Here is a 26,335-nt window from a genome sequence, read left to right as displayed (position 1 = left end):
GCCGTGTGAGCGCACGCACATGGCGGCCATCTCGCGAGGAGTACCATGCTCAACCTCTCCATCCTTCTCGAGGACGCCGCGCGGGAGACCCCGGACCGGGAGGCCGTGGTCTTCGGCGAGATGCGGCTGTCGTACGCGTTCGTCGACGCCGTGGCCAACCAGGTGGCGAACCTGCTGGTCTCGCGGGGCATCAAGCCGGGGGACAAGATCGCGCTCTCCTCGCCCAACCTGCCGTACTTCCCGATGGTGTACTTCGGGGCGCTCAAGGCCGGCGCCGTGGTGGTCCCGCTGAACGTGCTGCTCAAGCCGCGCGAGATCGCCTACCACCTGAACGACTCCGAGGCCAGGGCGTTCTTCTGCTTCCAGGGCACCCCCGAGCTGCCCCTGGGCGAGACGGGGTGGGCCGGCTTCCAGGAGGCGGCCGGCTGCGAACACTTCTTCCTGCTGCCGGCCGGGCTGGACGTCACCGAGTCGCCGTTCGAGGGCGCCGAGCTGTTCTGGGCGGCGCTGCAGGGCCAGCCGAACACGTTCGAGTCGGTGGTCACCCGGCCCGAGGACACCGCCGTGGTGCTCTACACCAGCGGCACCACCGGCCAGCCCAAGGGCGCCGAGCTGACGCACAGCAACCTGCTGACCAACATCATGGTGGCCGACACTCTGTTCGAGCGAACGCTGCACGACACCTTCATGGTGACGCTGCCGCTGTTCCACATCTTCGGGCAGACGTGCGTGATGAACGTCGGGTTCTACCGGCGGGCCACGCTGGTGCTGGTGCCGCGCTTCGAGCCCAAGGCGGCCATCGAGCTGATGGTCAAGGAGAAGGTCAACCAGTTCGCCGGCGTGCCGACCATGTGGTGGTCGCTGCTGACCGACGACACCTCCCCCGAGGACATCGCCGCGATCCGCGAGAACCTGCGGGTGGCGGTGTCCGGCGGGGCGTCGCTGCCGATGGAGGTCCTCAAGGGGATCAAGGAGAAGTTCGGCGTCGACATCCTGGAGGGCTACGGCCTGTCGGAGACCTCCCCGGTGTGCTCGTTCAACCGTCCCGACCGGCCCACCAAGCCGGGCTCGATCGGCCTGCCGGTCTGGGGCGTGGAGATGAGGCTCGTCGACGACGACTGGAAGACCATCGAGGGCGAGGGCCCCGGCGAGATCGCGGTGCGCGGCCCGAACGTGATGAAGGGCTACTACAAGCGCCCCGAGGCCACCGCCGAGGCGATCCGCGACGGCTGGTTCCGCACCGGCGACATCGCCCGCCGGGACGAGGACGGCTACTACTACATCATCGACCGGTCCAAGGACATGATCATCCGCGGCGGCTACAACGTGTACCCGCGCGAGATCGAGGAGGTCCTGATGACCCACCCCGACGTCTCGCTGGCCGCGGTGGTGGGCGTGCCGCACGAGTCCCACGGCGAGGAGATCAAGGCGTACGTCATCCGCAAGCCCGGGGCCACCGTGACCGAGCAGGAACTGGTGGAGTGGGGCAAGCAGCAGTTCGCCAACTACAAGTACCCGCGGATCGTGGAGTTCCGCGACGAGCTGCCGATGACCGCCACCGGCAAGATCCTCAAGCGCGAGCTCCGCTAGTCCCCGCCCGCCGCAGGCGCGGACGGTCGTGAACCCGGGCGGCGGCCTCGGCCGCCGCCCGGTCCCGTTCTCCCGGCGCGGACGGCTAGTCGCCCTGCTCCCCCACCGCGGCGCCGGCGGTGAGGTCCTGGGTGCCCACCACGCGCAGCAGCCTGAGCGCCTCGTACGCCGGGGTCCCGGGCGCCGCCGTGTAGAGCACGACGCGCTGGTCGCGGTCGGGGACGAGCAGCACGTCGCAGTGCAGCTCGATCGGCCCCACGACCGGGTGCCGCACCACCTTGACCTCGCTCTGCCGCACCGCGACCTCGCGTTCGGCCCACAGCCGCGCGAACAGCTCGCTGCCCTCCAGCAGTTCGTTCACCAGCCCGGTGACCCCCGGGTCGTCGGGGTAGCGGCCGGCGGCGGCGCGCAGGTCGGCGACGCTGGTGCGGGCGAACGACCCGTACTCCCCGTCGGCGGTGAGCCGGCTCGACTGCGGTGACAGGAAGAACGAGCGCAGCGGGTTGCGGTCGCGCGGCGGCAGCCGGGACAGGCCGGGCAGCAGGGCGGCGGCCATCGCGTTCCAGGCGAGGACGTCGTACTTGGCGTCCATCACGAACGCCGGGGTGTCGTCGAGCCGGTCCAGCAGGTGCAGGATGCCGGCGGGCACGTCCTGCGGCGGTCCGGGCCTGGGCTGCGGCGGCTCGCCCGCCAGGTGGTGCAGGTGGTCGCGTTCGGCGTCGGTCAGCCGCAGCGCGCGGGCCAGGGAGCCGAGGATCTGCCGGGACGGGCGGGGGCCGCGGGCCTGCTCCAGCCGGATGTAGTAGTCCACGGACATGCCCGCCAGGCGGGCCACCTCCTCACGCCGCAGTCCCGGTGTGCGCCGCCGTGTCCCGGCCTCCAGTCCCACGTCCTCGGGCCTGATCCGGGCGCGCCGCGAGCGGAGGAAGTCCGCCAGTTCCCGCCTGTCCATGCCCTCCAGGATGCGGGCCGCGGGCACCGGCCGGTACGCCCCAGGGTGGTATCGCCGGTCCCAGCCTCCGGCGGTCTCTGGTGGCGGCGCGCGCCGCCGCGTTCAGTGGGCGTCATGAGCATGACGATCGCCCTGGTCACCGGGGCCAACAAGGGAATCGGGCTGGAGACCGCGCGGCGGCTGGGCGCCGGCGGCGTCACGGTGCTGGTGGGTGCGCGCGACCCCGAGCGCGGCGAGCGGGCCGCGGCCGGGCTGCGCGAGGAGGGCGCCGACGCGCGGTTCGTGCGGATCGACGTCTCCGACGAGGAGTCGGCGGCCAAGGCCGCCGCGTGGATCGACGGCGAGTTCGGCCGGCTGGACGTCCTGGTCAACAATGCCGGGATCATGATCGACATGGCGCCGCCGAGCGGGACTCCGTTGTCGGTGCTGCGGGAGACGTTCGCGACGAACGTGTTCGGCATGGTGGCGGTGACGAACGCGATGCTGCCGCTGCTGCGCCGCTCGGCCGCCGCGCGGATCGTGAACGTGTCCAGCGACCTGGGCTCGCTCGGCCTGATGTCGGACCCGTCGTACGCGCACTACGCGTTCAACCTGCTGGCCTACAACACCTCCAAGTCGGCGGTGAACGCGTTGACCGTCTGCTACGCCAAGGAACTGGCGGACACGCCGATCAAGGTGAACGCGGTCGACCCCGGCTACTGCGCGACGGACCTGAACGCGCACACCGGCCCGCGCACCGCCGAGGCCGGGGCAGCGGAGGTCGCGCGGCTGGCGGTCCTGCCCGATGACGGCCCGACCGGCGGCTGCTTCATGGACGATCCCGAGCCGGGCACAATCATCCCCTGGTGACCGTCTCCCGGTGGGGGCGTGCACGGGGGGCACGCCCCCACCGGGAGACGGTCAGATCTCGTACGGCAGGCGCTTGATGCCGTTGATGAAGTTGGACAGCAGCCGGTCCGGCTCGCCGGCCGCGCGGATGTCCGGGACCTGCTTGAACAGCTCGCGGAACATCACGGTGATCTCCCGGCGGGCCAGGTGGGCGCCCAGGCAGAAGTGCGGGCCGGGGCCGCCGAAGCCGACGTGCGGGTTGGGCGAGCGGAGGATGTCGAACTTCTCGGGGTCGGTGAAGACCGACTCGTCGCGGTTGGCCGACCAGTAGTACAGCAGCAGCTTGTCGCCGGCCTTGATCTCGTGCTCGTTCAGGGTGGTGTCGCGGGTGGCGGTGCGCCGCATCCAGATGACCGGGGAGGTGTAGCGGACGATCTCCTCGACCGCCCCGGCGATGCGGCCCTCGAAGTCCTCGGTGAGCAGCGCCCGCTGGTCGGGGTGGCGGGTGAACAGGTTCAGGCCGTGCGCGATGGCGTTGCGGGTGGTCTCGTTGCCCGCCACCACCAGCAGGATGAAGAACGAGCCCAGTTCCTGGTCGGTCAGCGACTCGCCGTCGATGTTGGCGTTCACCAGCGCCGAGGTCAGGTCGTCGGTGGGCGTGGCGCGGCGCTGCCGGCCGAGGTCCTCGACGATGTCCTTGAGGGTCTGCCCGGCGGTCAGCAGGCCGGTGGCGACGGCCTCGAAGTCCTCGATGTCCACGAACTCCGGGTCGCCCCCGGCCAGGATGACGTTGGTGCAGTCGAGCACCGTCTGGTAGTGCTCGTCGGGGATGCCCATCAGCTCGCAGATGATGGTGAGCGGGAGCCGGGCGGCCACGTCGGAGACGAACTCGCCGGTGCCCCCGCCGTCGCGGACGCGGCCGACGATCCGCGCGGCGACCTCCTCCACGTGGTCCTCGAACCGCTGGATCATCCGCGGGGAGAACGCCCGGGAGACCACCCGGCGGATCTTGGCGTGCCGGGGGTCGTCCATGTTGATCAGCGAGCCGAAGTACTCGTTCAGGTCGTCCGGCATGTCCGGGATGCTGATCGCGCCGCGTCCGGAGCAGAAGTCCTGCGGCCGGCGGGAGGCCTCGATCACGTCGGCGTGCCGGGTCAGCGCGTAGTAGCCGGGTCCGGGTTCCATGAACGTGACGGGCTCGTCGTAGTGCGGCAGGCCGGGCTCGAACCGCAGGGTGCGGAACGCCTCGGCCCGCCACTCCAGGGGACGCTCCCAGAACTCCCAGCTGGTGAGGTCGATGTCGGCTGCCTTGATCACGCGGGGACCCCCACTAGAACCCAGTTCGGTTTACACGAAGTGTGCCAAAGTAAAGCGCTGCGCACCAGCCCTTCCGGTCAGGTCAGCCACCCCAGGACGTGCGCGTTGACCTCGCCGGGCCGTTCCAGGTGCAGGAAGTGTCCCGCGCCCTCGACCAGCTCCACGCGCGATCCGGGCGGAAGGTGCTCCAGCGGCCCGGTCGCGCCCCCGGCGGTCTCGACGCTCAGGCAGCCGTCGTCCACCCCGTGCAGGTAGAGGACGGGCGGCCGCCCCGCCTTGTCCGCCTTGTCCGCCTTGTCGGCCGCCGCCTGCGCGGCCTCGTAGGCCGGAACGTGCCGGGAGGGGTCCAGCATGGCGCGGTAGTAGCCCACCACGGCGGCGATGTTGGCGGGGGTGGCCAGGCAGTCCATCACGTGCCGCACGTCCTCGGCCGCGTCGTACCCGGGCGACCAGTCCCGCCACAGGCCCTCCACGAACGCCCGGTTGAGCGCCATCTCGGCCAGCGGAGTCTGGAACACGAAGATGTAGAACGACCGCCTGAGCTGCTCGTAGGACAGGAACCCGGCCGCCACCACGGGGATCGGGGGCAGCGCCAGCGTCACCGCCCGCCGCCAGCGGTCCGGCTGCTGGGCCAGGGCGGCGTAGGTGGCGGCGGCGCCCCAGTCGTGCCCGATCAGCACCGCGTCCGGACCGCCGCCGAGCGCCTCGTGCAGGGCGTTCGCGTCCGCCCCGAGCGCCCCGGTCTGGTACGCCCCGTCCTCCGGCACCGAGGTCGGGGCGTACCCGCGCATGAACGGGGCGACCGCGCGGTATCCGGCCGCGGCCAGCTCCGGCAGCAGGTGCCGCCAGGTGTGCGCGGAGTCGGGGAACCCGTGCAGGCACAGCGCCAGCGGGCCGTCCGGCGGCCCCTCGGCCAGGTACCCGAACTCCAGGCCGTTCGCGGTGATGGTGTGCACGCTCGCCTCCCGCCGGTGATCGCCGGAGCCGACGGTACGCCGACCGAGCGGCGTTCGGTAGGGATCGGTAACCCGGCCGCAACCCAACTCTGCGGATATCGTGCCAGAATCCAGCAATGGCAAATGAATCAGTTGTCAGATACGATCCGGGCAACTGGATCGCTTGCACAAAGCGAGCAGATCGCACTCCCAGCACGAGGGACCAGTAATGACGGACCTGCAGAACGCCGCCCGCGACCACCTGTGGATGCACTTCACCCGGCACTCGACGTTCGAGAACGGCGGCGAGGTCCCCGTGATCGTGCGCGGCGAGGGCGCCTATGTCTACGACGACCGCGGCCGCCGCTACCTGGACGGGCTGGCCGGGCTGTTCGTCAGCCAGGTCGGGCACGGCCGCGCCGAACTCGCCGAGGCCGCCGCCAAGCAGGCCGCCGAGCTGGCGTTCTTCCCGGTCTGGTCGTACGCCCACCCCAAGGCCGTCGAGCTGGCCGAACGGCTGGCCGCGCTGGCCCCCGGCGACCTGAACCGGGTCTTCCTCACCACCGGCGGCGGCGAGGCCGTCGAGAGCGCCTGGAAGCTGGCCAAGCAGTACTTCAAGCTCACCGGCAGGCCCACCAAGCACAAGGTGATCACCCGGGCCATCGCCTACCACGGCACCACCCACGGGGCGCTGTCGCTGACCGGGCTGCCCGGTCTGAAGGCCCCGTTCGAGCCGCTGGTGCCCAGCACGTTCCGGGTGCCCAACACCAACCTCTACCGCGCCCCGCTGCACGGCGACGACCCCGAGGCGTTCGGCCGCTGGGCCGCCGACCGCATCGAGGAGGCCATCGAGTTCGAGGGACCCGACACGGTGGCGGCGGTGTTCCTGGAGCCGGTGCAGAACGCCGGCGGCTGCTTCCCGCCGCCGCCCGGCTACTTCGAGCGGGTCCGCCAGATCTGCGACCGGCACGACGTGCTGCTGGTGTCCGACGAGGTGATCTGCGCGTTCGGGCGGCTGGGCACCATGTTCGGCGCCGAGCGCTACGGCTACCGGCCCGACATCATCACCTTCGCCAAGGGCGTCACCTCCGGCTACTCCCCGCTGGGCGGGATGCTGGTCGCCGACCACCTGTTCGAGCCGTTCCGCGAGGGCACCCGGATGTTCTCGCACGGCTACACCTTCGGCGGGCATCCGGTGTCGGCGGCGGTGGCGCTGGCCAACCTGGACGTGTTCGAGCGCGAGGACCTGCTCGGGCACGTCCGGCGCAACGCGGACGCCTTCCGCGCGACCCTGGAGAGGCTGCTGGACCTGCCGATCGTCGGGGACGTGCGCGGCGAGGGCTACTTCTACGGGATCGAGCTGGTCAAGGACAAGGCCACCAAGGAGACCTTCACCGCCGAGGAGGCCGAGCGGCTGCTGCGCGGCTTCGTCGACAGGGCCCTGTTCGAGGCCGGGCTGTACTGCCGGGCCGACGACCGCGGCGACCCGGTGGTGCAGCTGGCCCCGCCGCTGATCTGCGACCAGTCGCACTTCGACGAGATCGAGCAGATCCTGCGGTCGGTGCTGACCGAGGCCTCGAACCGGCTCTGAGGCTCAGGCGGACCGGATCAGGTCGGCGGCCTTCTCGCCGATCATGATCGCGGGCGCGTTGGTGTGGCCCCGGTTGAGGGACGGCATGACCGAGGCGTCGGCGACCCGCAGGCCCTCGATGCCCCGGACCCTCAGCTCGGGGTCCACCACGCTGTCGTCGCCGGTGCCCATCCGGCACGTCCCGGCCGGGTGGTAGAGGGTCTCGGCGTGCTCGCGGACGTATTTGGCCAGCACCTCGTCGTCCTCGGCGCCCTCCGGGTAGGGGTCCATGCAGCCCGCCGCGTACTGCTTGAGGGGAGCGGTGGCCAGCAGTTCCTCGGCCTTGCGGAGCCCGTGCATGATCCGCGGCAGGTCCCCGTCGGCCGACAGGTAACGGGGGTCGATCACCGGGGGCGCGGCCGGGTCGGGCGAGGCGAGCCGGATGCGGCCGGTGCTCTCGGGGCGCAGCAGCACCACCCCGATGGTCACGCCGTGCCCGGCCGGCGGCCGGAGCCCGTGCTCGATGAACGGGACGGGGGCGAAGATCAGCTCCAGGTCGGGGGCGGGCTGGTCGTCGCCGCTGCGCAGGAACGCCACCGCCTCCCCCACGTTCGAGGTGAACGGGCCGCGCCGGGTCAGCAGGTAGCGGGCCAGGTTGGGCAGGGTCTCGGCGGTGGCCAGGGTGATCGGCTCGGGGCAGTGCCGGGTGACGGCCGTCGCCAGGTGGTCGGCCAGGTGCTCGCCGACCGCGGGCAGTTCGTGCACGGGCTCGACGCCCACGTCCCGCAGGTGGTCGGGGTCGCCGACGCCCGACAGCATCAGCAGGTGCGGGGAGCCGACGGCCCCGGCGGACAGGACGACCTCGCGGCGGGCCGTGACGCGGGTGTCGCCGTACTCGACGGCGGTGGCGCGCCCGTTCTCGATGACGATCCGCCGGGCGTGGGCGCCGGTGAGGACGGTCAGGTTGGCGCGCTTGCGGGCGGGCCGCAGGTATCCGTCGGCGGTGCTCCACCGCTGTCCCCGGCGCTGGCTGACGGGGGTCTGCGCGCAGCCCTCGTTGGTGTCGCCGTTCGGCTCCGGGAGCCGCTCGATGCCCTGGGCCTGGCACGCCTCCAGGAACGCCAGGGTCGAGGCGTTGGGGCTGCGCTGCTCGGAGATCCACAGCGGCCCGCCGGTGCCGTAGACGCCGCCGCGGTCGCCGCCCTCGCGCCGCTCGGCCTTCTTGAAGTACGGCAGGACCTCGTCGTACGACCAGCCGGGGACGTTCCAGCCGTCGTAGTCGGCGCGGGTGCCGCGCACCCACATCATCGCGTTCATCGACGAGGAGCCGCCCAGCATCCGGCCGCGCGGCCAGTACAGCTCGCGCCCGGCCAGCTCGGGCTGGGCGACGGTGGAGTAGTTCCAGTCGCATTCGGTCTTGAACAGCTTGGCGAACGCCGCGGGGACCTTGACCTCCCGCTTCTTGTCCGGCCCGCCGGCCTCCAGCAGCGCGACCGTGACGCCCGGGTCCTCCGACAGCCTGCCCGCCAGCACGCACCCGGCCGACCCGGCCCCGACGATGACGTAGTCGAACTCCATGAGGCTCCTCCCGCCAAGGGCCGTTTCAGGGGTGGAACGACCCCTGCATGGCTCGGGCTTATCACCGGGGAGCGACGGCGTCCATGGACCGGCCGAGAACGTGATGGCGGCCCCTCCTCCGGCGTGCGCGGCCCGGGGACGGCCGCGGGCTAGCCGAGGCGGGCGGTGGTGAACCTCGCCTCGGTGTGGAGCACGAGCGCGCCGTCCGGGGTGCGCGCCGTCTCCATCACCTCGTAGGCGGCGGCGCGGGCGTCCTCGACGCGGTCCTCGGGGAGCCGTTCGAGCGTTCCGCGCCCGCCGTGCGAGCCGATCCACTCCCACCACTGGTCCGGGCCGGTGAACCTGGTCTCGAACGTGACGTTGCGGTGCTCGACGTCGGTGAATCCGCCCTCGCCGAGCACCGCGGTGACGGCCTCGGCGGAACGGAACATCTCGACCGGGCGCTTGGGCCCGCCGCCCTCCTCCTTCGGCACGAACGGCCCGATCGCCTTCATCACCCGCTCGTGCACGCCCTGGGCGGCGAACGTGCTGATCGCCAGCCTGCCGCCGGCGCGCAGCGCGCGGGCCCAGGCGGCGACCCCGGCGGCCGGGTCGGGCAGGAAGAAGATCACGAACCCGGCGGTGACCAGGTCGAACGAGCCGGGCTCGACCCCGGGGTCGGCGGCGTCGCCGATCCGCACCGTCACCTGGTCCAGGCCGCGGGCGCGGGCCTCGGCGGCGGTGGCCTCGACCATCCCGGGGGCCAGGTCCAGGCCGAGCACCTCGCCCTCCGGGCCGACCGCCTCCGCCAGCGGGAACAGGCAGTGCCCGCGGCCGCAGCCGACGTCCAGGACCCGTTCGCCCTTCCGGGGGGCCGCCCGCCGCGCCAGCTCACGGCCCATCGGGGCGAAGAACTCCGGCCCGGTCCGCTCGTAGCTGGCCGCGGAGCGGTCGAAGATCCCGGCGATGGCCGCCTTCATGTCCTGGGGGGTCGTCATGATCGCAGCATGACACGCCGCCCCGACCGCCGGCGACGACAATCGTTCTCGGCGAACGCCCGGGCCGCGCGCGCCGGTCACGGCGCCCCGGACCGGCCCATCGACCGGCAAGCAAATCGCCACAAATATCCCAAAGTGGGCGTTATGCACCCTTCGTCGGGAATGCTCGCCGCGAGTACCGACCCAGGGGGGTTTTCACCGATGACCAAGGCACGCGAAGTGATGCATGCGGGGGTGGAGTGCATCCCCATCCACGAGACGCTCGACCGCGCGGCGCAGATGATGCGCGAACTGGACGTCGGCGCCCTGCCGATCTGCGGCGACGACGACAGGCTGCACGGCATCATCACCGACCGGGACATCGTGGTGAAGTGCGTCGCGGCCGGCCGCGACCCGTCCAAGGTCACCGCCGGTGACCTCGCCCAGGGCACCCCGCGCTGGGTCGACGCCGACGCCGACGTCGAGCAGGTGATCGACGAGATGTCCACCCACCAGATCAAGCGCATCCCGGTGATGGAGAACAAGCGGCTGGTCGGCATGATCAGCGAGGCGGACCTGGGCCAGAAGCTGTCCGACGAGCAGATCGCCAAGTTCGTGGAGAAGGTCTACACCCGCCACTGATCCTCCGCATCCGATACGGGCCGGGACCCCGCGCCGCCGGCGCGCGCGTCCCGGCCCGGCCTTTTCAGCTCTGGGGCGGGCGCGGCCACGGCCACGGCAGGTTCCGGTCGTCGGTCGGGCTCGGGTCCGGGGTGCCCGTCCTCGGCGGGCGGCGGGGACGCTCACGGCTCTCGGACGGTCTCGGGGACGTGGGGGCGGCGGTGGAGACCCGCGGTTCCGCCTGCGCCCGCCGGGCGTTGCGTTCCCGCACGGTGGGCGAGACCCCCACCTGATCGTTCGGCGTCTCGTCCGGACCGTCCAGTTCCTTCAACGGCGGAACGCTCTGGGGCGGGGGCGTTCCCTGCCCTGAGCCGTCCCCTCGCCACGGTGTCAGCGGCGCCTCGGCGCCCGAGACCACGCCCACCCCCACCGCAACGAGGTAGCCCGCCAGCGCCACCCCGAGCCCCATGCCGGCCCGCCGCCACCCGGTGCCGCCGAACCCCCGTCCGGTCCCCGTTCCTTCCGGTCGCGCATGCCGGCCGCCCCTTCTCCTTCCACGCCCCCCGGGCCGCGACCCGTTCGCAGTCTGCTTCCCGGATCGCCGATCGGCCGGGGTGGGCTGCACGGCCTCGGAGCGCCGGGCGCGCAGGGACGACGTGTCCATGAGGTGCTCGACGGCCAGGTGGGCGCCGCCCGGGTGAGGGACGCCGGGCCGTGCGGTCGCGGACGAGGGCCGGGTGGTGGAAGGGTGGGGCGCGGCATAACGGGGGTGGTGGTCGTCGGCGCCCCGCGGAGCGGGCGAGGGCTCGACGGCGGGAGGACGCGGGGAGTCCTCGGGGAGGGAAGTCTGCGAGGCCACGCAGTAACAGCGTCGCGGGACCGATGTTCGTTACTCTCGCGGTCACAAATCCACACAGAATGTTATGAAAGGGGCGGAGTGCGGGACGGATCGATCGAATGATTACCCCACGCTCCACCGCAGCCTGCATCATCTACGGCATGGACGGCGCGCGGGACCGCTTCCCTGTGGCCGAGCCTTCACGAGGACACCCGGCGACCTCCGGAGCACCGCGGTCCGGGACGGCGGTCGAGGCCGAGGCGCTCGAGGAGGCCCTGCAGGCGGCGCTCAAGGGAGACGAACTGGCGTTCCGTGCCGTCTACCGGGACGTGCATCCGCGGCTGCTGCGCTATCTGCGGGCGCTGGTCGGGGCGGACGCCGACGACGTCGCCTCGGACGCGTGGCTGCAGATCGCCCGGGACCTGGGGTCGTTCCGCGGCGACTACGACCGGTTCCGCGGCTGGACCACCCGGATCGCCCGCAACCGCGCGATCGACCACCTGCGCAGGGCCGGCCGGCGGCCCGGGGTGAGCCTGCCGGTGGAGGACCTGCCCGAGCCGGTCAGCGCGCAGGACACCGAGAGCGCCGCGCTGGAACGGCTGTCCACCGAGGAGGCCGTCGCGCTGATCGCCCGGCTGCCGCAGGACCAGGCCGAGGCGGTGCTGCTGCGGGTGGTGATCGGGCTGGACGCCAAGGAGGCGGGCCGGGTGCTGGGCAAACGGGCCGGGAGCGTGCGCACCGCCGCCTACCGGGGGCTGCGCCGGCTGGCCGAGAACCTGGAACGGAAGGGCGGAGGTGAGCGCAGCGACGCGCGGACGCGGAAGGTGTGACGCGGACAGGGCCCGGAACGCAGAAGGAACGAGATGAACGCACACGGCCGTCGGATCGACCGCGAGGGCGCCGAGCAGTTGCTCGACGCCGTGGCGGCATGCGCGCGCGGCGGCCCGCAGGCCGGTCCCGGCCGGGACGGGTCCGACGACCCGCTGCGCCGGCTGCTGCTCGCGGCCGCCGCCCCCGGCGAGCCGGCCGACCCGGCCGGTGAGGAGGCCGCCGTGCGGGCGTTCCGCGAGGCGGCCGCCGCCCGGAACTCCACCAGGGCGAGCCGCCGCCGGATCACGGTGCGCTCCCTGCTGTCGGTGAAGATCGGCGTCGCACTGTTCACCGCCACGGTGGGCATCGGCTGGGCGGCGGTCGCCCATGACATCCCGCTGATCGGCGACGGCGACTCCGCGACGCCCACCGCGACCGTCTCCCCGTCCGCGTCCAAGGGCTCGCAGAACGGCCGCGGCCTGCCGGACCCCTCCGCCCCGGCGCCCACGGTCTCCCCCGAGCCGCAGACGGTGCGGCTGTGCCGCGCCTACATCGACGCCGCCGGGACCGACCCGCGGGCGGCGGCCCGCGACCCCCGCTTCGCCCCGCTCACCGCCCGGGCCGGCGGCCCCGACCGGATCGCCGCGTTCTGCAAGAGCACCCTCAAGGCCGCGACCCGCACCACGCCCCCGGCCACCGGGTCCCCGTCCAAGGACCCCGGGAACGCCCCGAGCCGTGGCCCCTCCCCCACCGTCGGCCTCCCCTCCCCGTCGACCCCCGGGATGCCGGCCCAGCAGCCGCCCCACCCGCAGAAGGCCGAGAAGCCCGAGAAGACCGGGAAACCCCAGAAGACCGGGAAGAACGAGCCTTACATCGAGGACACCGAAGACCCGCCCGGCCTCTGACAGCCGAACCTCGTCCCGTCCTTCTCGCAGACACTCCACAGGCCCCGGTTCCCGTGCGGGCGCGGCGCCGGGCATGCATGAGACGGCTCCGGCCCCGTGCGGACGGGGCCGGAGCCGGGTGACGGGTCAGACCCCCCAGTCGGGGCGCAGCGGCATCCCGGCGTCGCCGTCGTCGGTGAGCTTGACGCCGAGGATCTGGTGGAGCTGGATCCAGTTGCGTTCGAAGCCCAGACGGCAGCCGGCCATGTAGAGACGCCAGACGCGGGCGGTGCCCTCGCCGACCTCGGCGACCGCCTCGTCCCAGTGGTCGTCGAGGTTGCGGCACCAGCCCGCCAGGGTGCGGGCGTAGTGCTCGCGCAGGTTCTCCTGGTGGCGGATCTCGAAGCCGGCGTCGTTCATCTGGGACTGGATGTAGCCGGGGCCCTCCAGCTCGCCGTCGGGGAAGACGTACCGGTTGATGAAGCCGCCCTTGCGGATGGCCGGCTGGGCGTTGTCGTACCGGGTGATGCAGTGGTTGAGCAGCCGGCCGCCCGGCTTGAGCTTGCCGTACAGGAACGAGAAGTACGACGGCAGGTTGGCCTTGCCGATGTGCTCGGTCAGGCCGATGGAGCTGACCGCGTCGAAGTCGCCCTCGGTCACGTCCCGGTAGTCCAGGTGGCGGACCTCGGCCAGGTCCGACAGCCCGGCCTCGGCGATCGCCTTCTGCGCCCACTCGGCCTGCTGCTTGGACAGGGTGACGCCGAGGGCCCGCACGCCGTAGTGCCGGGCGGCGTGCATCACCATGCCGCCCCAGCCGCAGCCCACGTCCAGCAGCCGCATCCCGGGCCGCAGCCCGAGCTTCTTGGCGACCAGGTCGAACTTGTGGAACTGCGCCTCCTCCAGCGTCGAGTCCTCGGCCGGGAAACAGGCGCAGGTGTAGGCCATCGACGGGCCCAGCACCCACTCGTAGAACCGGTTGGACACGTCGTAGTGGTGCGAGATCGCCTTGGCGTCGCGCCGCTTGGTGTGCCGGAACCAGGAGGTGCGGCCGGTGCGGACCTCCTGCGGCGGCGGGTCCAGACGACGGGAGACGGCCGCACGCAGCAGCGGGTCGTCCATGACGGCGGCCAGCAGCCGCAGCCGGTCCCCGGTCGTCAGCGCGTCCGTCAGCCGCGACATCTCGCGCAGCAGCGTGTACATGTCCCCGTGGGTGTCCAGGTGCCCCGTCACGTACGCGCGGGCCAGCCCCAGCGCGCCCGGGGAGTGCACCAGGTACGAGATCGCGTACGGGGATCTGACGTGGACCTTGAGTTCGGCGTCCAGGAGGCCGGCCCGGGATCCGTCGTAGGCGGTGAGCTCCACGGGAGCGCCCTCTCCCACCAGCCGCTCGAAGATCTTCGCCAGCGTCATCGCTTCTCTCCTCTCCGGGCCCCGGACGGGGCCGCACCCCCCGGTGTTGCGGGTCAGCGTCCCCGCACGCACTTGTCGTAGAGATCGAGCAGACGCGCGTCGGGGTCGTAGGCCGACTTCAGCCGCCGATAGGTTTCCCCGTCGTAGTGCCGCCAGAACTCCTCACGCGAATAGAACGCCGTCGAGTACAGCGACTTGTGACCGTCCAGAGCGGCCACCTTCCGTTCGATCAGGCGGTTGTGGTATTCGGGCATCTGCCCGGGGGCCAGCGGAACGGTGCCCCAGAATCCGACGTTGACATATGTTTCGCCGGGATTGAGCGGATACAGCGGCCAGCGTTCGCGCGCCCGCAGCGGGCACAGCCAGATCGGGCTCATCCCGATCTTCTCGTGGAAGAAGTCCAGGAATTCCGGCAGCCGGCCGACCGGGACCTCGATGTCCTGGATGACGTCCTCGCGGGGCGGCTTGCCGGTCCACCGGTCGAGCCGGGCCTTGAAGCCGAACCGCTTCTCGTACGCCACGAGCCTGCGGTACACGTCGGACCGCTTGGCGCTGTCGGGCCACAGCCGCCGGATCACCGGGTGCTGCACACCGAGCGCGCCCGAGCACCAGAACCAGTCGGTGTCCCAGCGCCAGATGTAGTCGCGGACGGTCAGGAAGTCGATCGACCGCTGCTGGACGGAGCGGTAGTAGATCCGCTGGCCGGTGTAGTCCGACACGTACGGGGCGGTGTCGGCGTACGTCCCGATCGTCAGGTACGCCTCGCGCGGCCCGAACACCGTGCCGTCCAGGAAGTCCACCGGGTCGTCCTCGTGCACCGGGTTCTCGCACAGCTCGGCGAGCCTGGCGGCGCACTCGGCCGGGTCCTCGAACCGCAGGTGCCGCAGCCGCACGTACGGCTTGACCGGCTCCAGCTCGATCTTGAGCTTGAGGGTGTAGCCGAGCGTCCCGTACGAGTTGGGGAATCCCCAGTACAGGTCGGCGTGCTCGTTGTCGCGGGTGGCCGTGATCACCTCGCCGGCCCCGGTGATGACCTGCATCTCCAGCACCGACTCGTGCGGAAGCCCGTTGCGGAACGAGGTCGACTCGATGCCCAGGCCGGTGACCGCCCCGCCCAGCGTGATCGTCTTGAGCTGCGGCACCACCAGCGGCATCAGCCCGTGCGGCAGGGTGGCGTCGACCAGGTCCTCGTAGGTGGTCATGCCCTGCACCTCGGCGGTGCGCGCCTCGGGGTCCACCGACAGCACCCGGTGGAAGCCGGACACGTCCAGGCCCGGCGCGGTGGTGGGCTCGCGGAAGCGGAAGAGATTGGAGGTGCGTTTGGCGAGGCGTATCGGGGTTCCCGGTGGGATGCTCCGGTAGGACCTCCGCAGTGCCTCGACCGCCCGGTCGTGGTCGCCCTGGACCGCCAGCTCTGTCATCGCGCCCCTTCCCGTGACCAAGTAAACCGATCATCCCATGTCTGCTCCAGACATCCGAGTCGTTATGGTCGTCACAGAAGGCCCACGGAGGACGTCATGGGAAAGCTTTACGACCGGCTGGACGACCGGCTGCGCGCCTTCATCGCGGCCCAGCCGCTGTTCTTCGTGGCGACCGCGCCGTCGGAGGGCGGGCACGTCAACGTCTCCCCCAAGGGCTACCGCGACACGTTCGCCGTGGTCGACGACCGCACGGTGGCGTATCTGGACATGCACGGCTCGGGCGCGGAGACCATCGCCCACCTGCGGGAGAACGGCCGGATCACGGTGATGTTCTGCTCGTTCGAGCGCACCCCGAAGATCCTGCGCCTGTACGGCACCGGCCGCATCGTCACCCCCGGGGCCCCGGACTGGCCCGAGCTGAGCGCGTTGTTCCCCTCCGACATCCCCGGCCCGCGCTCCGTCATCGTGATCGCCCTCGACCGCATCGCCGACTCCTGCGGCTACGGCGTCCCCTACATGGAGTTCACCGGCGACCGCGACCACCTCAGGGACTGGGCGCTCCGCAAGACCCCCGCCGACTTCGCCGACTACCGCCGCGAGAAGAACACCACCAGCATCGACGGCCTCCCCGCCCTCCCCCTGCCCACCACCGAAGCCTCCTGATCCCGCTCACCGCCCACCCCGCAAGGCATTCCTACGAACGCTCGCCTGCCCGAGCCGACGAACAACACCCCCGCCCGCCAGCGGACCCCGCAGACGGGCGGCAATCCGCTCTCCGGTTGGCCGTGCGTGCCGCATGACGCGGATGATCGTTCGGGGTCGGCTGTTCGATGGGGCGATGGACGACGGCGACAGACTGGTCCTGTGCCGGGCGGCGCTCCGGCGGTGCCGTCATGGTGACGGCGATCTCGTGTCCGCGCTCGAGACGCTGCGACGCGCACTCCCGTTTCCCGGCGGGTCGCACCACCACCGGCACGAGGATCCCCATCTGGCGGCCAAGAGGAGGCTGCGCGCCGAGGCGGTCGTCGTGGTCGCGGAGATGTGCGCCGGTGATCCGGCCGCTCCCGCGCTGGTGGTCGCGCTGCCCCTGCTCGGCAGCATCTCCCGGGACGCCGATCATCATCGGCTGTTCCTGGATCGGTTCGGGCACCCCGATCCCCGCGTCCGTGCCGCGGCCGCCCTCGGCCTGGTCAGGCTGAACCTGTACGCCTATCCGCCGCCGATCCACGAGCCCTTGCTGGACCTGCTGGACGACGATCCGGCCGCGCATGTCAGGGCCTCGGTCGCACGGATCCTGTGGCTCGTCGACCGTCCCTACGGCCGTCCCGCCTCCGGGTTGCCCCGCAGGCTGCTCACGGTCGCGCTGCACGACCCCGATCCCGGGGTACGCGCGGCGGCCTTCGACGAGATCGAACGCTACTGCCGCCTGGGCAACGCCTTCGCCTGCGAGCACATGAGCCTGATCGGCCGCTCACCCGCCCATCCGCCGCCGTCCGGCCCGTATCAGGAGCCCGTAGCGCCGCCCGACGACGACCCCTGGGCGCCCCCGAAACGATGACCCGGGCTCCCGTCGCAGAAGGCATGGCGGCCCCGCCGGCCCCTGCGGCTCGTCCCGGCAGGCGACACCGTCCGCTGGAACGGCCGCCGCAACCCGTCCGGCATCATGCGCGGATGCGGGCCGTCTGATCGTCCGGTCACCTGATCAGGCGCAGGATCCAGGGGTAGCGGAAGTCCTGGCCGCCGAGCGCGAACACCGCCGCGATCGCCGCGACGATCCAGGTCACCGCGTACAGGACGCCGCCCAGCCCGAACGTCACGATCGTCACCAGCAGCAGCGTCAGCTGGAAGTTCACCGCCTCGGCCGCCTGACGGCGCACGTACGCCGACCGCTGTCCGCCCAGCAGCATGATCACCAGCGCCGGGACGATCAGCGGCGCCACTCCCGACCCGTGCGCCAGCGCCGCCCACATCCGATCCTCCCCGTCAGGGGCCTGCTCGACCGCCTTGCCCGGCAGCGCCTGGAGCCCGGGCCGTCCCAGGTCCGACGCCACCGCCGCCAGATCGGCCCGGGTCTTGGCCGTCATCGCCAGATGCATCCGCATCTCGAACTCGTCATGCTCCAGCCGCCCCTCCGCGTACGCCTCCTTGAGCAGCTCGAGCACCGGCTCCCGCTCCGAGTCCGAAACCCTCAGCCCGACACCTGCATATCCACCGTCATCCATGCCTCCATCCTGCTAACCCCTCCTCTGTGTCACCATCGGGGAAGACCCTGACCCATCCCCCATTCCGCCTCATCCCGGAGCCTCCCCTCCCGCCGGCCGCACCGGCGTCGGCGAGGGCGGCCGGCCCGGGTCCGTCCAGGGTCGGCGCGGGCGTTCCCTCCGAGCGGGCGGCGTCCGATTTCGGCCGGTCGGTGCACGGATGGCGGCGGACGGCCTAAGGTGTCGGGAACCGGCCGGGGAGAACGGCCGTTGTCGTGTTTACCGGACAGTGGACATCCGTACGGGGGATCGGAGTGCCACGCACACCGAATGGCAGGGCAGTCGGATGAGGTTCCGTGACCGATTCGGCCTCCGCAAGTCGCGCGGTCCCAGGGTCAACAGGTTCGACCGCGAGGCGACCGACGCCGACATCGAGGCGCTGATCGCGTTCGCGCGCAGCAGGCAGGGCGTGGAGTTCTTCGTCGAGCCGGAGACCTTCGCCACCGACACCACCGCGGTCGCGGTCGCCGCCGACGGCGAGTGGACCCGCCGCCGCGTCGGCTCCCCGCAGGTCATCCACAAGGTCGCCCGCGACCTCCGGCTCCCGGTGTACGACGTCCAGCTCGTCGGCTACCCGCCCCGGATGCGCGCCTGGAACGAACGCAACCGCGACCGCCGTCTCGACCCCGGCACCCCCGGCGAGGCCGTCTCCTGACCCCGCCCGGCTCTCCACCGGCGCGGATCCCCCGCCGCCTGCGGAGAACCCAGGCCGGTCGCCGGGCGGGGTTTGCCAGACGGGTTCTAGTGTCGTGAGTCAATAATTCATTGTCACCCGTTAGGCTAGGGCGATGCCGAGCCCGAAGCTTGCTCCCGTGGTGTTGTCCGATGAGGAACGGTCGGTGCTGACCGGGTGGGCGCGTCGCCGGAAGACCTCGCAGGCGTTGGCGTTGCGGTCGCGGATCGTGCTGGCCTGTGCGGAGGGCGGCACGATCGGTGAGGTCGCACGGCAGGTCGGGGTCTCGCGGAACACGGTGTCGAAGTGGCGTTCACGGTTTGTGGCCGACCGGCTGGAGGGCCTGTCGGACGAGCCGCGTCCGGGCCGGCCGCGCTCGATCACCGATGAGCGGGTCGAGCAGGTCATCGCCAAGACGCTGGAGGAGACGCCCGGGCGCGACACCCACTGGTCGACCCGGTCGATGGCGTCGGCGACCGGGATGTCGCAGTCGGCCATTTCCCGGATCTGGCGGGCTTTCGGGCTCAAGCCGCATGCGATCGAGACCTGGAAGCTGTCGGCCGATCCGCAGTTCATCGACAAGGTCCGCGACGTCGTGGGCCTGTACCTGAATCCGCCCGAGAACGCCCTGGTCCTGGCCGTCGACGAGAAGAGCCAGATCCAGGCGATCGACCGCACCGCCCCCATCCTGCCGATCATGCCCACCACGCCGGCCAGGATGACGCACGACTACGTCCGGCACGGCACCACCAGCCTGTTCGCCGCCCTGGACATCGCCGGCGGTTCGGTCATCGCCCAGCATTACCGCAGGCACCGCCATCAGGAGTTCCTGCGCTTTTTGAAGCTGATCGACGCCGCGGTCCCCAAGGAGCTGGACCTGCACCTGGTGCTGGACAACTACGCCACCCACAAGACCCCCAAGGTGAAGGAATGGCTCTTGCGCCACCCGCGGTTCCACCTGCACTTCACCCCCACCGGCAGTTCATGGCTGAACCTGGTGGAACGCTGGTTCGCCGAACTGACCAACCGCAAACTCCGCCGCTCCGCCCACCGCAGCGTCACCGAACTCGAAGCCGACGTCCGCCGGTGGATCAACGAGTGGAACACCGACCCCAAGCCGTTCGTGTGGACCAAGACCGCCGACGAGATCCTCGACACCCTCGGCGCCTACTGCCAACGAATTAACGACTCACGACACTAGGGCGGGGTGGGTTCCTCCTGTTCGGCGTAGGCGGTGGCCAGTTGTTCGGGGGTCATGTGCAGGCGGGCGCGGCTCGGGGGGATGGCGGCGTGGATCACCTCGCGGAGCAGTGCGGCCAGGGAGTAGGCGGGGTCGGCCTCGGCGGCCCGGTCGAGGGCCACGTTGGCCAGGCCGCCGTCGCCGGTGCAGTAGGCGGCGTACGCCAGGAGGCAGGCGGGGGCCGGGACGTAGGGGGAGTGCACGCGTTGGACGACGTGGCGCCAGAGGGTGATGTCGTTCGCCGGGTCGTCGGCGTTGATGCGGACCCATGCCTCGTCGCGTACGCGCAGGTCGGTGAGGAGGACGCCCAGCCAGGCGGTCTCGTCGTCGGTGGGGAGGGCGTCCGGCACGGCGGCGGTGAGGCGGGTGACGAGGGGGACGGCCTCCTTGACCATGTCGGCGCGGATCTCCTTGGAGGGGCGGCCGGTGGCGATCCAGCCGATGAGGCGTCTTTCGGCCCGGCCGGTGGCCGCGCGGATGCGGCCGTCCGTGTCGGGCAGGCGGCGGACGCTCTCCACGAGGGCGTCCCGGTCGGGGTAGGCGGCGTGGCCGGCGAGGGTGGCTTCGGCGGCGACGATGCTGGAGGAGATGTCGTACGGGGTGCCGTCCGCAGGGCAGCAGCCGGGGTTGTCGCACAGGTACGACCACCAGCGGCCGTCATGGACGCGCAGGGCCTCCTGGATGGAGATGCCGTGGGCCTCCAGGGAGCGGCGGGTGACGTCGATGACCGGGGCGACGTGCTCGGCGTCGCCGTAGCCGAGGAGCATGGCGTGGTGGAAGCCGTTCCGGGTGAGCGCCTCGGCCACGCGGTCGGCGAGGGAGTGCGCCAGGTCGGCCTCTCCGGGATGCGGTAAATCGAGCCGCATCGCGCAGGTGTTCCCGCCGGTGCCGGCATAGCCCACGGCGACGAGGCTGTGCGCGGGGTGGAAGCCCAGCAGGTACGGAACGGCGGAGACGGCGTCCTGCGGCGACCGGATCGTCAGGGTGGGCCGGTCGGCGCGTGCGGTGGGGTTGTTCATGGCGTCGAGCCTGCCAACGCCCGCCGCATATCGGAATGCGGAAAGCGAACTGTGGACAACCGTCCAAAACAGCGGCCGCCGTGCACGGCGAGGACCGGTTCACGACAGCGGGCGACATGCTCCGCCACCAGCGCAGGAGCCTCGCCGTACCCGTATGAGCCATCATCCGCCCATATGCGACGACCACGCCCCCGGCTCACAGAAGGGCCGCGGGTGACGGGACGCGGGTGACGGGGATTCCCGCCTCCTCGGCGAGCTGTGCGAAGCGGATCGCGTTCCGTACCGCCGCGCCGTTCGGGTCGTTGTTGAAGTACACGAAGAACGGCTCCCCCATGTCACCGAGCCGTTCCACCCACGTCAGGAGCGTCGCGTCGTCATAGTCGGGCCATTCCTCCGAGGCCCCCTCGTGCAGTCGCAGATACCCCCAGGACGCGGTGCGCCACAGCGGCGTCAACGCGCGCCCCAGCCGGTCCGCCCAGCACAAGGCCGCGTTCCGCGCCGTCAGCAGTTCCCGTATCTGTGGGGTGTACCAACTGTCGTGCCGTGGCTCGACGACCACGTCCACCCCGGGCGGAAAGGCGTCCAGGCAGTCGGCCAGCAACGCCGCGTCCGCCCGCAGCGTCGGGGGGAGCTGCAACAGGATCGGCCCGAGCCGGTCCCCCAGTCCCCGCGCCACCGACAGCAGCCGCCGCACCGGCTCGGACGGGTCCTGCAACCGCCGCACATGCGTCAGGTACCGGCTGGCCTTCACCGCCATGACGAAGTCGTCCGGCGTGCGTTCCCGCCAGGCCCGGAACGTCTCCGGTGAGGGCAGCCGGTAGAACGCCGCATTGATCTCCACGGTGGCGAAATTCCGCGCGTAGTGCTCCAGCCACCGCTTCTGGGGGACGCCCTCGTACAGGCGTCCCCGCCAATCCCTGTACTGCCAGCCCGACGTCCCGATCAGCAGTGGGCCCTTCCTCACGTCGCCACGGTCGCGATCGACGGCGCCACCCCGCGCCGCTCGCTGCGAAGGGCCCACTGTCATGGTCGGGCTTTTACCCGGCATGCCCCGGGCAAACGGTCACGGCGTCAGCGTCAGGGTGTGCTCGGCCGCGCGGCGTACCGATTCGGGGCGGGAGCGCATCGGGATCGTGCCGCCGGTGGCCCACAGTTCCGACTGGTCGGAGTAGTTGTCGTGGAACGCGTGCCCCGACGCCCCGGTCAGGTTGATCCACCGGGAGCGGTCCATGTCGGCCAGGTCCACGACCATCCGCATGGACGGCACCCACGTGACCTCGTACCCCTCCTGGGCGTTCCAGCCGGTGGCGTTCACGATCGACGCCCCGCCCGACACGTTCAGCGGCCCGCGGTTGAACAGCCACTCGATGGGCGCGATCCCCGACGTGCCGAACGTGCTGTTGGTGAGCTCCAGCGTGTGCAGGTCGCCCCACTTCCACTCGCCCGCGTCGGATCCCAGCCGCTCGGTCAGTTCCGCGTGGGCGTCGGCTACGGCCCGGCGCAGGATGTCGTCCCGCGTCTCCTTGGCCGACCCTGTGCGCACGTCGTCCCACCACGGGTCGTCCGGCCGTTCCAGCAACGCCCGTACGGCCTCGAACCACCGGTCGTTGCCGTCAGGGCGCGCCCCTGTGGGCAGCTCGTCGTTGAACGCCCTGAGCAACAGGTGCCGCCATATGGCGTTGAAGTACGCCGCAGGCGCGGAGTCCCGCCCCTGCTGGTAGTCCCAGCCCCGCAGCATGGACACATCAGGCCCGCCCACCCGCAGCAGATGCGGCACCAGGACAGGCGCGAACCCGTTGCGGTTGTCCATCTGGATCCGCCCCATCGCGGCCACGTCCACCCGGGCCGCAGACCGCAGCAGCTCGTCGATCCGCTGGGCGCGGTATCCGTACGACCAGTCCTTGGTCAGCAGGTGCTGGTACTGCGGCCCGATGGCGGAGTTGTTGGCCGTGACGATGTAACCGCTCCGCGGGTTGTAGACGGTGGGCAGCTCATCGAACGGGATGTAGCCCTCCCACTCGTACTCCCCCGTCCATCCGGGCACCGGCCACGTGCCGTCCCCCTTGGAACGCACCGGAATCCGCCCCGGCGCCTGGTAACCGATGTTGCCGTCCACGTCCGCGTACACCAGGTTCTGCGCCGGCACGTCGAACTTGGCCGCCGCCGCGCGGAACTGCTCCCAGTTCTGCGCCGTGTTCATGGCCGCGATGGCGTCCGCGGTGGGACGGGGCTCCAACGCCACCCACCGCAACGCCACGGCCATCCCGCGCCCCGCGGTCTTGGCGTCGTCCAGCACGTCGGAGATCAGCGGTCCGTGCCGGGTCGAGCGCACGGTGAGCCGCACCGGCTCCGAGGCCCCCGCCACCTTGATCTCCTCGACCCGGGTCTGCAGCGGGACCTGCTCCCCCTTGTACTCGTAGGCGGCCCCGTTCACCTTCTCCAGGTACAGGTCCGTGACGTCGGGCCCGAGGTTGGTGAAGCCCCAGGCGATCCGCCCGTTGTGCCCGATGACCACCCCGGGCAGTCCCGAGAACGTGAACCCGGTGACATCGAACGGGCACGACGCGGACACCCGTGTGCAGTGCAGCCCCGCCTGGTACCAGATCGACGGCATGCCGGGCGCCAGGTGCGGGTCGTTGGCCAGCAACGGCCTGCCCGTGGTGGTGCGGCTCCCCGCGACCACCCAGGAGTTGGAGCCGATGCCGGGCGCGCCGTTCCCCATCATCGTCGGCATCGCCGCCACGGCACGTTCCACTCCGCCCAGCACGTCCTGCAGCGCCGAGCTGAGCACCCGTGCCCGTGCGGCCTCCCCCGCAGGCCGGAACTCCCCGTCGGTGACCTCACCGCCGGTGACGATCGACGGCCACCGCGAGTGGTCGTAGTCCGGGTAGAGCTGCGCGACCCGTTCGGCGGGGACCTTGGTGGCGGCCAGGGCGCGTCCCAGCTCGTCCTCCATGTTGGAACGCAGGTCCCAGGCCATCGCCTTGAGCCACGCCACCGAGTCTGCGGGCGTCCACGGCTCGGGCTTGTAGCCGGAACGCTGGAACCCCAGTACGGCGTACTCCAGGCTTTGCGTCGAGGTCTCCGGATGCTGCCGGAGCCAGGCGTTCACGCCCTCGGCGTAGGCCTCCAGATACCGCCGGGTGTCCGGTGCCAGGAGCGCGATCTCCTGTTCGGCGACCCGCCGCCACCCCATCGTGCGCACGACCTTGTCGGTCTCCAGGGTGGTCTCGCCGAACAGCTCCGACAGCCGCCCGGCGGTGATGTGCCGCCGCAGGTCCATTTCCCAGAACCGGTCCTGGGCGTGCACGTAACCCTGGGCCCGCATCAGGTCCTCACCGGAGCCCGCGTAAATGTGCGGGACCCCCCACCGGTCGCGGTGAACGGTGACCTCGGCCCCCAGCCCGGGCAGCCGTACCTCCCCGTCAAGGGAGGGGAACGACCGCCGTACTGTCCACGTCACCCACAAGGTCAGCACCAGGGCCAGCACCAGCACCGCCGCCACGACGCGCACCGCCCAGCGCGCGGGCCGGGGCCACCGGGTCCGGGCCGCCGCTTTTTCAACGGGCTCGCCGGTCGGGCGTTCCCCGTCCCCGCCCGCCGGATCCGGGGCCGGGGCGGGGCGGCGGCGACGTTGAAAAAGGTTCACTCGGGGCTCCTTCCACGCGGGGGTTTCCGCAGCTTAGGGCAGGAGCGCCCGATTTCGCGCGGGTGTCGCCGCCGGGCGGATCCGCTCCGGCTTCACAGCCGCCTTCACTGGACCTCGAGCGTGGTTGTGGGATTCTTGGCGTGATCGTGACGGCGATGTGAGCAACGGAAAAGGTCCTCAATGGCGAGCGAACTCGATCCGCCGGCGGCCGCGGTGTTCCGGTCCCTTGCGGAGGCCATGGCCGACGCCGCCCCGGACGGCTGCACGGCGGCCGTGCTGACGTGCGACGTGAGCGCCGGGGCCGCCCGCTACGGGCTGGTCTTCGAGCGTCCGGACGGCGAGATCCGCAACGCCCCGCCGTTGAGCGGGCTGATGGACCGGTTCCGCGAGGACCTCCGGAAGATCGTCGAGCGGGATGCCGACGGCGCGGCCGGGATCGAGGTGACGGTGCGGGCCTCCGGGGACTACACGGCGGTCGTCAGCCCGCGGGGCGGGCACCAGCCCTGGCCGGGGTTCGGCTGCCAGATCTTCGTCATCGACCACGATCACCTGCCGCCGCAGCCGGGCGAGGAGCAGGAGGGCCCGGCCGACCCCGCGCCCGCCGGGGACCCCGAGGAGGCCGTCCGGCTGCTGCGCGAGGTGCTCGCCCTCAAGCAGGAGATCGTCGAGCACGCCGAGGAGCCCCGTCCCCCGGTCGCGCCGGAACGGCTGACCGCCCTGGGCGCGCCCGCGGACCTGGCGGCGCTGTACGGGGTGACCGACGGCCATCCGCTGATGTTCAACGGCTACGAGTGGATGTCGCTGGACGAGCTGCGGGCGCGCATGGACGCCCGCCTGCGCTGGTGGCCGGGCTGGGAGCTGGGGTGGGACGACACCGTCCTGGAGTGCGACCCGCCCGGCACCGTGCGCCGGGTGACCGGGCATCCGCGCTGGTTCCCGTTCGCCCACGACTACGGCGGCAACTACCTGGTCGCCGACATGGCGCCCGCGGCCAACGGCAGGCCGGGCCAGATCGTCCGGATGGGCCGCGACTACGACGACGGCCCCTCCTACCTGGCCGACTCGGTGACCGGTCTGCTGCGGATGGAGCTGAACGCGCTGCGGCGCGGCGACTACAGCACCCTGGACGACGAGTACGTGGAGCTGGGCGGCCCCGAATGGGAGGAGGCCGCCGCCCGCAACGCCCGGGAGCGCAGCATCGACGCCCGCCGCGCCACCCTGGCGTCGGTGGGGCCGCAGGTGCAGCGCCTGACCGTGCACCACGGCGGCGACCTGGACCTGGACATGCTCCGCAACGCCCCCGGCCTGTGCGACCTGCAACTGGAGTGCCGCGATCCCGATCTGCGCCCGCTGCTGGACCTGCCGCTGCACCGGCTGCACCTGACCGTGGACACCGTCGACCTCGCCCCGCTGGCCCGGCATCCGGAGCTGCGCTCCGTCACCCTGCGGACCGAACGGCCCGTCTCCGTCGCCCCGCTGGCCACGCTGCCGCGGCTGCACGGCCTCGACCTGTCCGAGGCCGTCGTCGCCGACCTCGGCAAGCTGGCCGACATCGAGACGCTGCGGTTCCTGATGCTGACCGAGGAGCAGTGGCGGGAGCTGCGCTCCGGCACGGACCGGCTGCCGCCGCTGGCCGCCGCCGGGCTGGCCGGTGAGGACGGGCTGGAACGGGCGCTGCGGTGGGCGTCCGGGTTCCCCACGTTCCGGGCCCCCGACGAGCTCACGTTCACCGGCCGGCTCGAACGCTGAGCCCGCGCCGCGCCGCCCGGACGGGTAGCGTTGG

22 protein-coding genes are annotated in these 26,335 nt (G+C 71.7%); 11 read left to right on the top strand and 11 right to left on the bottom strand.

Annotation, left to right across the window (positions count from 1 at the left end):
- Positions 1-45 precede the first annotated feature (45 nt).
- Complete coding sequence (locus tag HNR21_RS16040; protein ID WP_182705845.1) at positions 46-1,590, top strand: long-chain-fatty-acid--CoA ligase; 1,545 nt, start codon at positions 46-48, stop codon at positions 1,588-1,590.
- Between the two features lie 85 nt (positions 1,591-1,675).
- Here the strand turns inward: HNR21_RS16040 and HNR21_RS16035 are convergent, their stop codons facing one another.
- Complete coding sequence (locus tag HNR21_RS16035) at positions 1,676-2,542, bottom strand: helix-turn-helix transcriptional regulator (RefSeq protein ID WP_182705844.1); 867 nt, start codon at positions 2,540-2,542, stop codon at positions 1,676-1,678.
- A gap of 114 nt (positions 2,543-2,656) precedes the next feature.
- Here HNR21_RS16035 and HNR21_RS16030 point away from each other — a divergent pair, with 114 nt between their 5' ends.
- Positions 2,657-3,391 (top strand): SDR family oxidoreductase, encoded by a 735-nt coding sequence (locus tag HNR21_RS16030; RefSeq protein ID WP_220500180.1) that lies wholly within the window; start codon positions 2,657-2,659, stop codon positions 3,389-3,391.
- A gap of 51 nt (positions 3,392-3,442) precedes the next feature.
- On the opposite strand, the gene HNR21_RS16025 is transcribed toward HNR21_RS16030, so the two are convergent.
- Both HNR21_RS16025 and HNR21_RS16020 read right to left on the bottom strand, forming a co-directional pair.
- Positions 3,443-4,687 (bottom strand): cytochrome P450, encoded by a 1,245-nt coding sequence (locus HNR21_RS16025; RefSeq protein ID WP_182705843.1) that lies wholly within the window; start codon positions 4,685-4,687, stop codon positions 3,443-3,445.
- Between the two features lie 77 nt (positions 4,688-4,764).
- Complete coding sequence (locus tag HNR21_RS16020; protein WP_182705842.1) at positions 4,765-5,643, bottom strand: alpha/beta fold hydrolase; 879 nt, start codon at positions 5,641-5,643, stop codon at positions 4,765-4,767.
- Positions 5,644-5,851: 208 nt separating this feature from the next.
- Between HNR21_RS16020 and HNR21_RS16015 the strand changes: the two genes are divergently transcribed.
- A complete protein-coding gene (locus tag HNR21_RS16015; RefSeq protein ID WP_182705841.1) occupies positions 5,852-7,213 on the top strand; it encodes an aspartate aminotransferase family protein in 1,362 nt (453 codons plus the stop codon).
- Between the two features lie 3 nt (positions 7,214-7,216).
- Here the strand turns inward: HNR21_RS16015 and HNR21_RS16010 are convergent, their stop codons facing one another.
- Entirely contained in the window at positions 7,217-8,770 is a 1,554-nt protein-coding gene (locus HNR21_RS16010) for a GMC family oxidoreductase (protein WP_182705840.1), read from the bottom strand.
- A 149-nt stretch (positions 8,771-8,919) separates the two neighbouring features.
- Positions 8,920-9,747, bottom strand: a complete 828-nt coding sequence (locus HNR21_RS16005) for a class I SAM-dependent methyltransferase (protein ID WP_182705839.1) — start codon at positions 9,745-9,747, stop codon at positions 8,920-8,922.
- Between the two features lie 201 nt (positions 9,748-9,948).
- Here HNR21_RS16005 and HNR21_RS16000 point away from each other — a divergent pair, with 201 nt between their 5' ends.
- The 3 genes from HNR21_RS16000 (at position 9,949) to HNR21_RS15990 (ending at position 12,900) form a co-directional block, all read left to right on the top strand.
- The gene (locus HNR21_RS16000; protein ID WP_182705838.1) at positions 9,949-10,368 is read left to right on the top strand and encodes a CBS domain-containing protein; all 420 of its coding nucleotides are present in this window, start codon (positions 9,949-9,951) and stop codon (positions 10,366-10,368) included.
- Positions 10,369-11,346: 978 nt separating this feature from the next.
- Positions 11,347-12,015, top strand: coding sequence for an RNA polymerase sigma factor (locus HNR21_RS15995; RefSeq protein ID WP_182705837.1), 669 nt, complete (start codon positions 11,347-11,349; stop codon positions 12,013-12,015).
- Positions 12,016-12,048: 33 nt separating this feature from the next.
- Positions 12,049-12,900 carry a hypothetical protein gene (locus HNR21_RS15990; RefSeq protein WP_182705836.1) on the top strand — a complete coding sequence of 284 codons (852 nt, stop codon included), beginning with the start codon at positions 12,049-12,051 and terminating at the stop codon, positions 12,898-12,900.
- 126 nt (positions 12,901-13,026) lie between these two features.
- On the opposite strand, the gene HNR21_RS15985 is transcribed toward HNR21_RS15990, so the two are convergent.
- Positions 13,027-14,289 carry a class I SAM-dependent methyltransferase gene (locus tag HNR21_RS15985; protein ID WP_182705835.1) on the bottom strand — a complete coding sequence of 421 codons (1,263 nt, stop codon included), beginning with the start codon at positions 14,287-14,289 and terminating at the stop codon, positions 13,027-13,029.
- 53 nt (positions 14,290-14,342) lie between these two features.
- Entirely contained in the window at positions 14,343-15,710 is a 1,368-nt protein-coding gene (locus HNR21_RS15980) for an FAD-binding oxidoreductase (RefSeq protein WP_182705834.1), read from the bottom strand.
- A 96-nt stretch (positions 15,711-15,806) separates the two neighbouring features.
- Between HNR21_RS15980 and HNR21_RS15975 the strand changes: the two genes are divergently transcribed.
- Complete coding sequence (locus HNR21_RS15975) at positions 15,807-16,373, top strand: pyridoxamine 5'-phosphate oxidase family protein (protein ID WP_182705833.1); 567 nt, start codon at positions 15,807-15,809, stop codon at positions 16,371-16,373.
- Between the two features lie 142 nt (positions 16,374-16,515).
- On the top strand, positions 16,516-17,268 hold the full coding sequence (locus tag HNR21_RS15970) for a hypothetical protein (protein ID WP_182705832.1): 753 nt from the start codon (positions 16,516-16,518) through the stop codon (positions 17,266-17,268).
- 136 nt (positions 17,269-17,404) lie between these two features.
- On the opposite strand, the gene HNR21_RS15965 is transcribed toward HNR21_RS15970, so the two are convergent.
- The gene (locus tag HNR21_RS15965; RefSeq protein ID WP_182705831.1) at positions 17,405-17,932 is read right to left on the bottom strand and encodes a DUF1707 and DUF4870 domain-containing protein; all 528 of its coding nucleotides are present in this window, start codon (positions 17,930-17,932) and stop codon (positions 17,405-17,407) included.
- A gap of 325 nt (positions 17,933-18,257) precedes the next feature.
- Here HNR21_RS15965 and HNR21_RS15960 point away from each other — a divergent pair, with 325 nt between their 5' ends.
- Both HNR21_RS15960 and HNR21_RS15955 read left to right on the top strand, forming a co-directional pair.
- Positions 18,258-18,626, top strand: coding sequence for a hypothetical protein (locus tag HNR21_RS15960; RefSeq protein ID WP_119727802.1), 369 nt, complete (start codon positions 18,258-18,260; stop codon positions 18,624-18,626).
- 133 nt (positions 18,627-18,759) lie between these two features.
- Positions 18,760-19,845, top strand: a complete 1,086-nt coding sequence (locus tag HNR21_RS15955) for an IS630 family transposase (RefSeq protein WP_182704591.1) — start codon at positions 18,760-18,762, stop codon at positions 19,843-19,845.
- Here the strand turns inward: HNR21_RS15955 and HNR21_RS15950 are convergent.
- From HNR21_RS15950 to HNR21_RS15940, 3 genes are all read right to left on the bottom strand, one after another.
- On the bottom strand, positions 19,842-20,903 hold the full coding sequence (locus HNR21_RS15950; protein ID WP_182705830.1) for a DUF4192 domain-containing protein: 1,062 nt from the start codon (positions 20,901-20,903) through the stop codon (positions 19,842-19,844). The two genes, HNR21_RS15955 and HNR21_RS15950, sit on opposite strands and share 4 nt — an antisense overlap.
- A 196-nt stretch (positions 20,904-21,099) precedes the next feature.
- Positions 21,100-21,867 (bottom strand): DUF72 domain-containing protein, encoded by a 768-nt coding sequence (locus tag HNR21_RS15945; protein ID WP_312881053.1) that lies wholly within the window; start codon positions 21,865-21,867, stop codon positions 21,100-21,102.
- A gap of 99 nt (positions 21,868-21,966) precedes the next feature.
- On the bottom strand, positions 21,967-24,393 hold the full coding sequence (locus HNR21_RS15940; protein WP_312881568.1) for a penicillin acylase family protein: 2,427 nt from the start codon (positions 24,391-24,393) through the stop codon (positions 21,967-21,969).
- Positions 24,394-24,732: 339 nt separating this feature from the next.
- On the opposite strand from HNR21_RS15940, the gene HNR21_RS15935 reads away from it, so the two are divergent.
- A complete protein-coding gene (locus tag HNR21_RS15935) occupies positions 24,733-26,301 on the top strand; it encodes an SMI1/KNR4 family protein (RefSeq protein WP_182705828.1) in 1,569 nt (522 codons plus the stop codon).
- Positions 26,302-26,335 lie beyond the last annotated feature (34 nt).

The sequence above is a fragment of the Thermomonospora cellulosilytica genome, from assembly GCF_014138835.1.
Classification (GTDB): domain Bacteria; phylum Actinomycetota; class Actinomycetes; order Streptosporangiales; family Streptosporangiaceae; genus Thermomonospora; species Thermomonospora amylolytica.
Note: the sequence above shows the minus strand (reverse complement) of the source record. Positions and strands in the feature narration are given on the sequence as shown.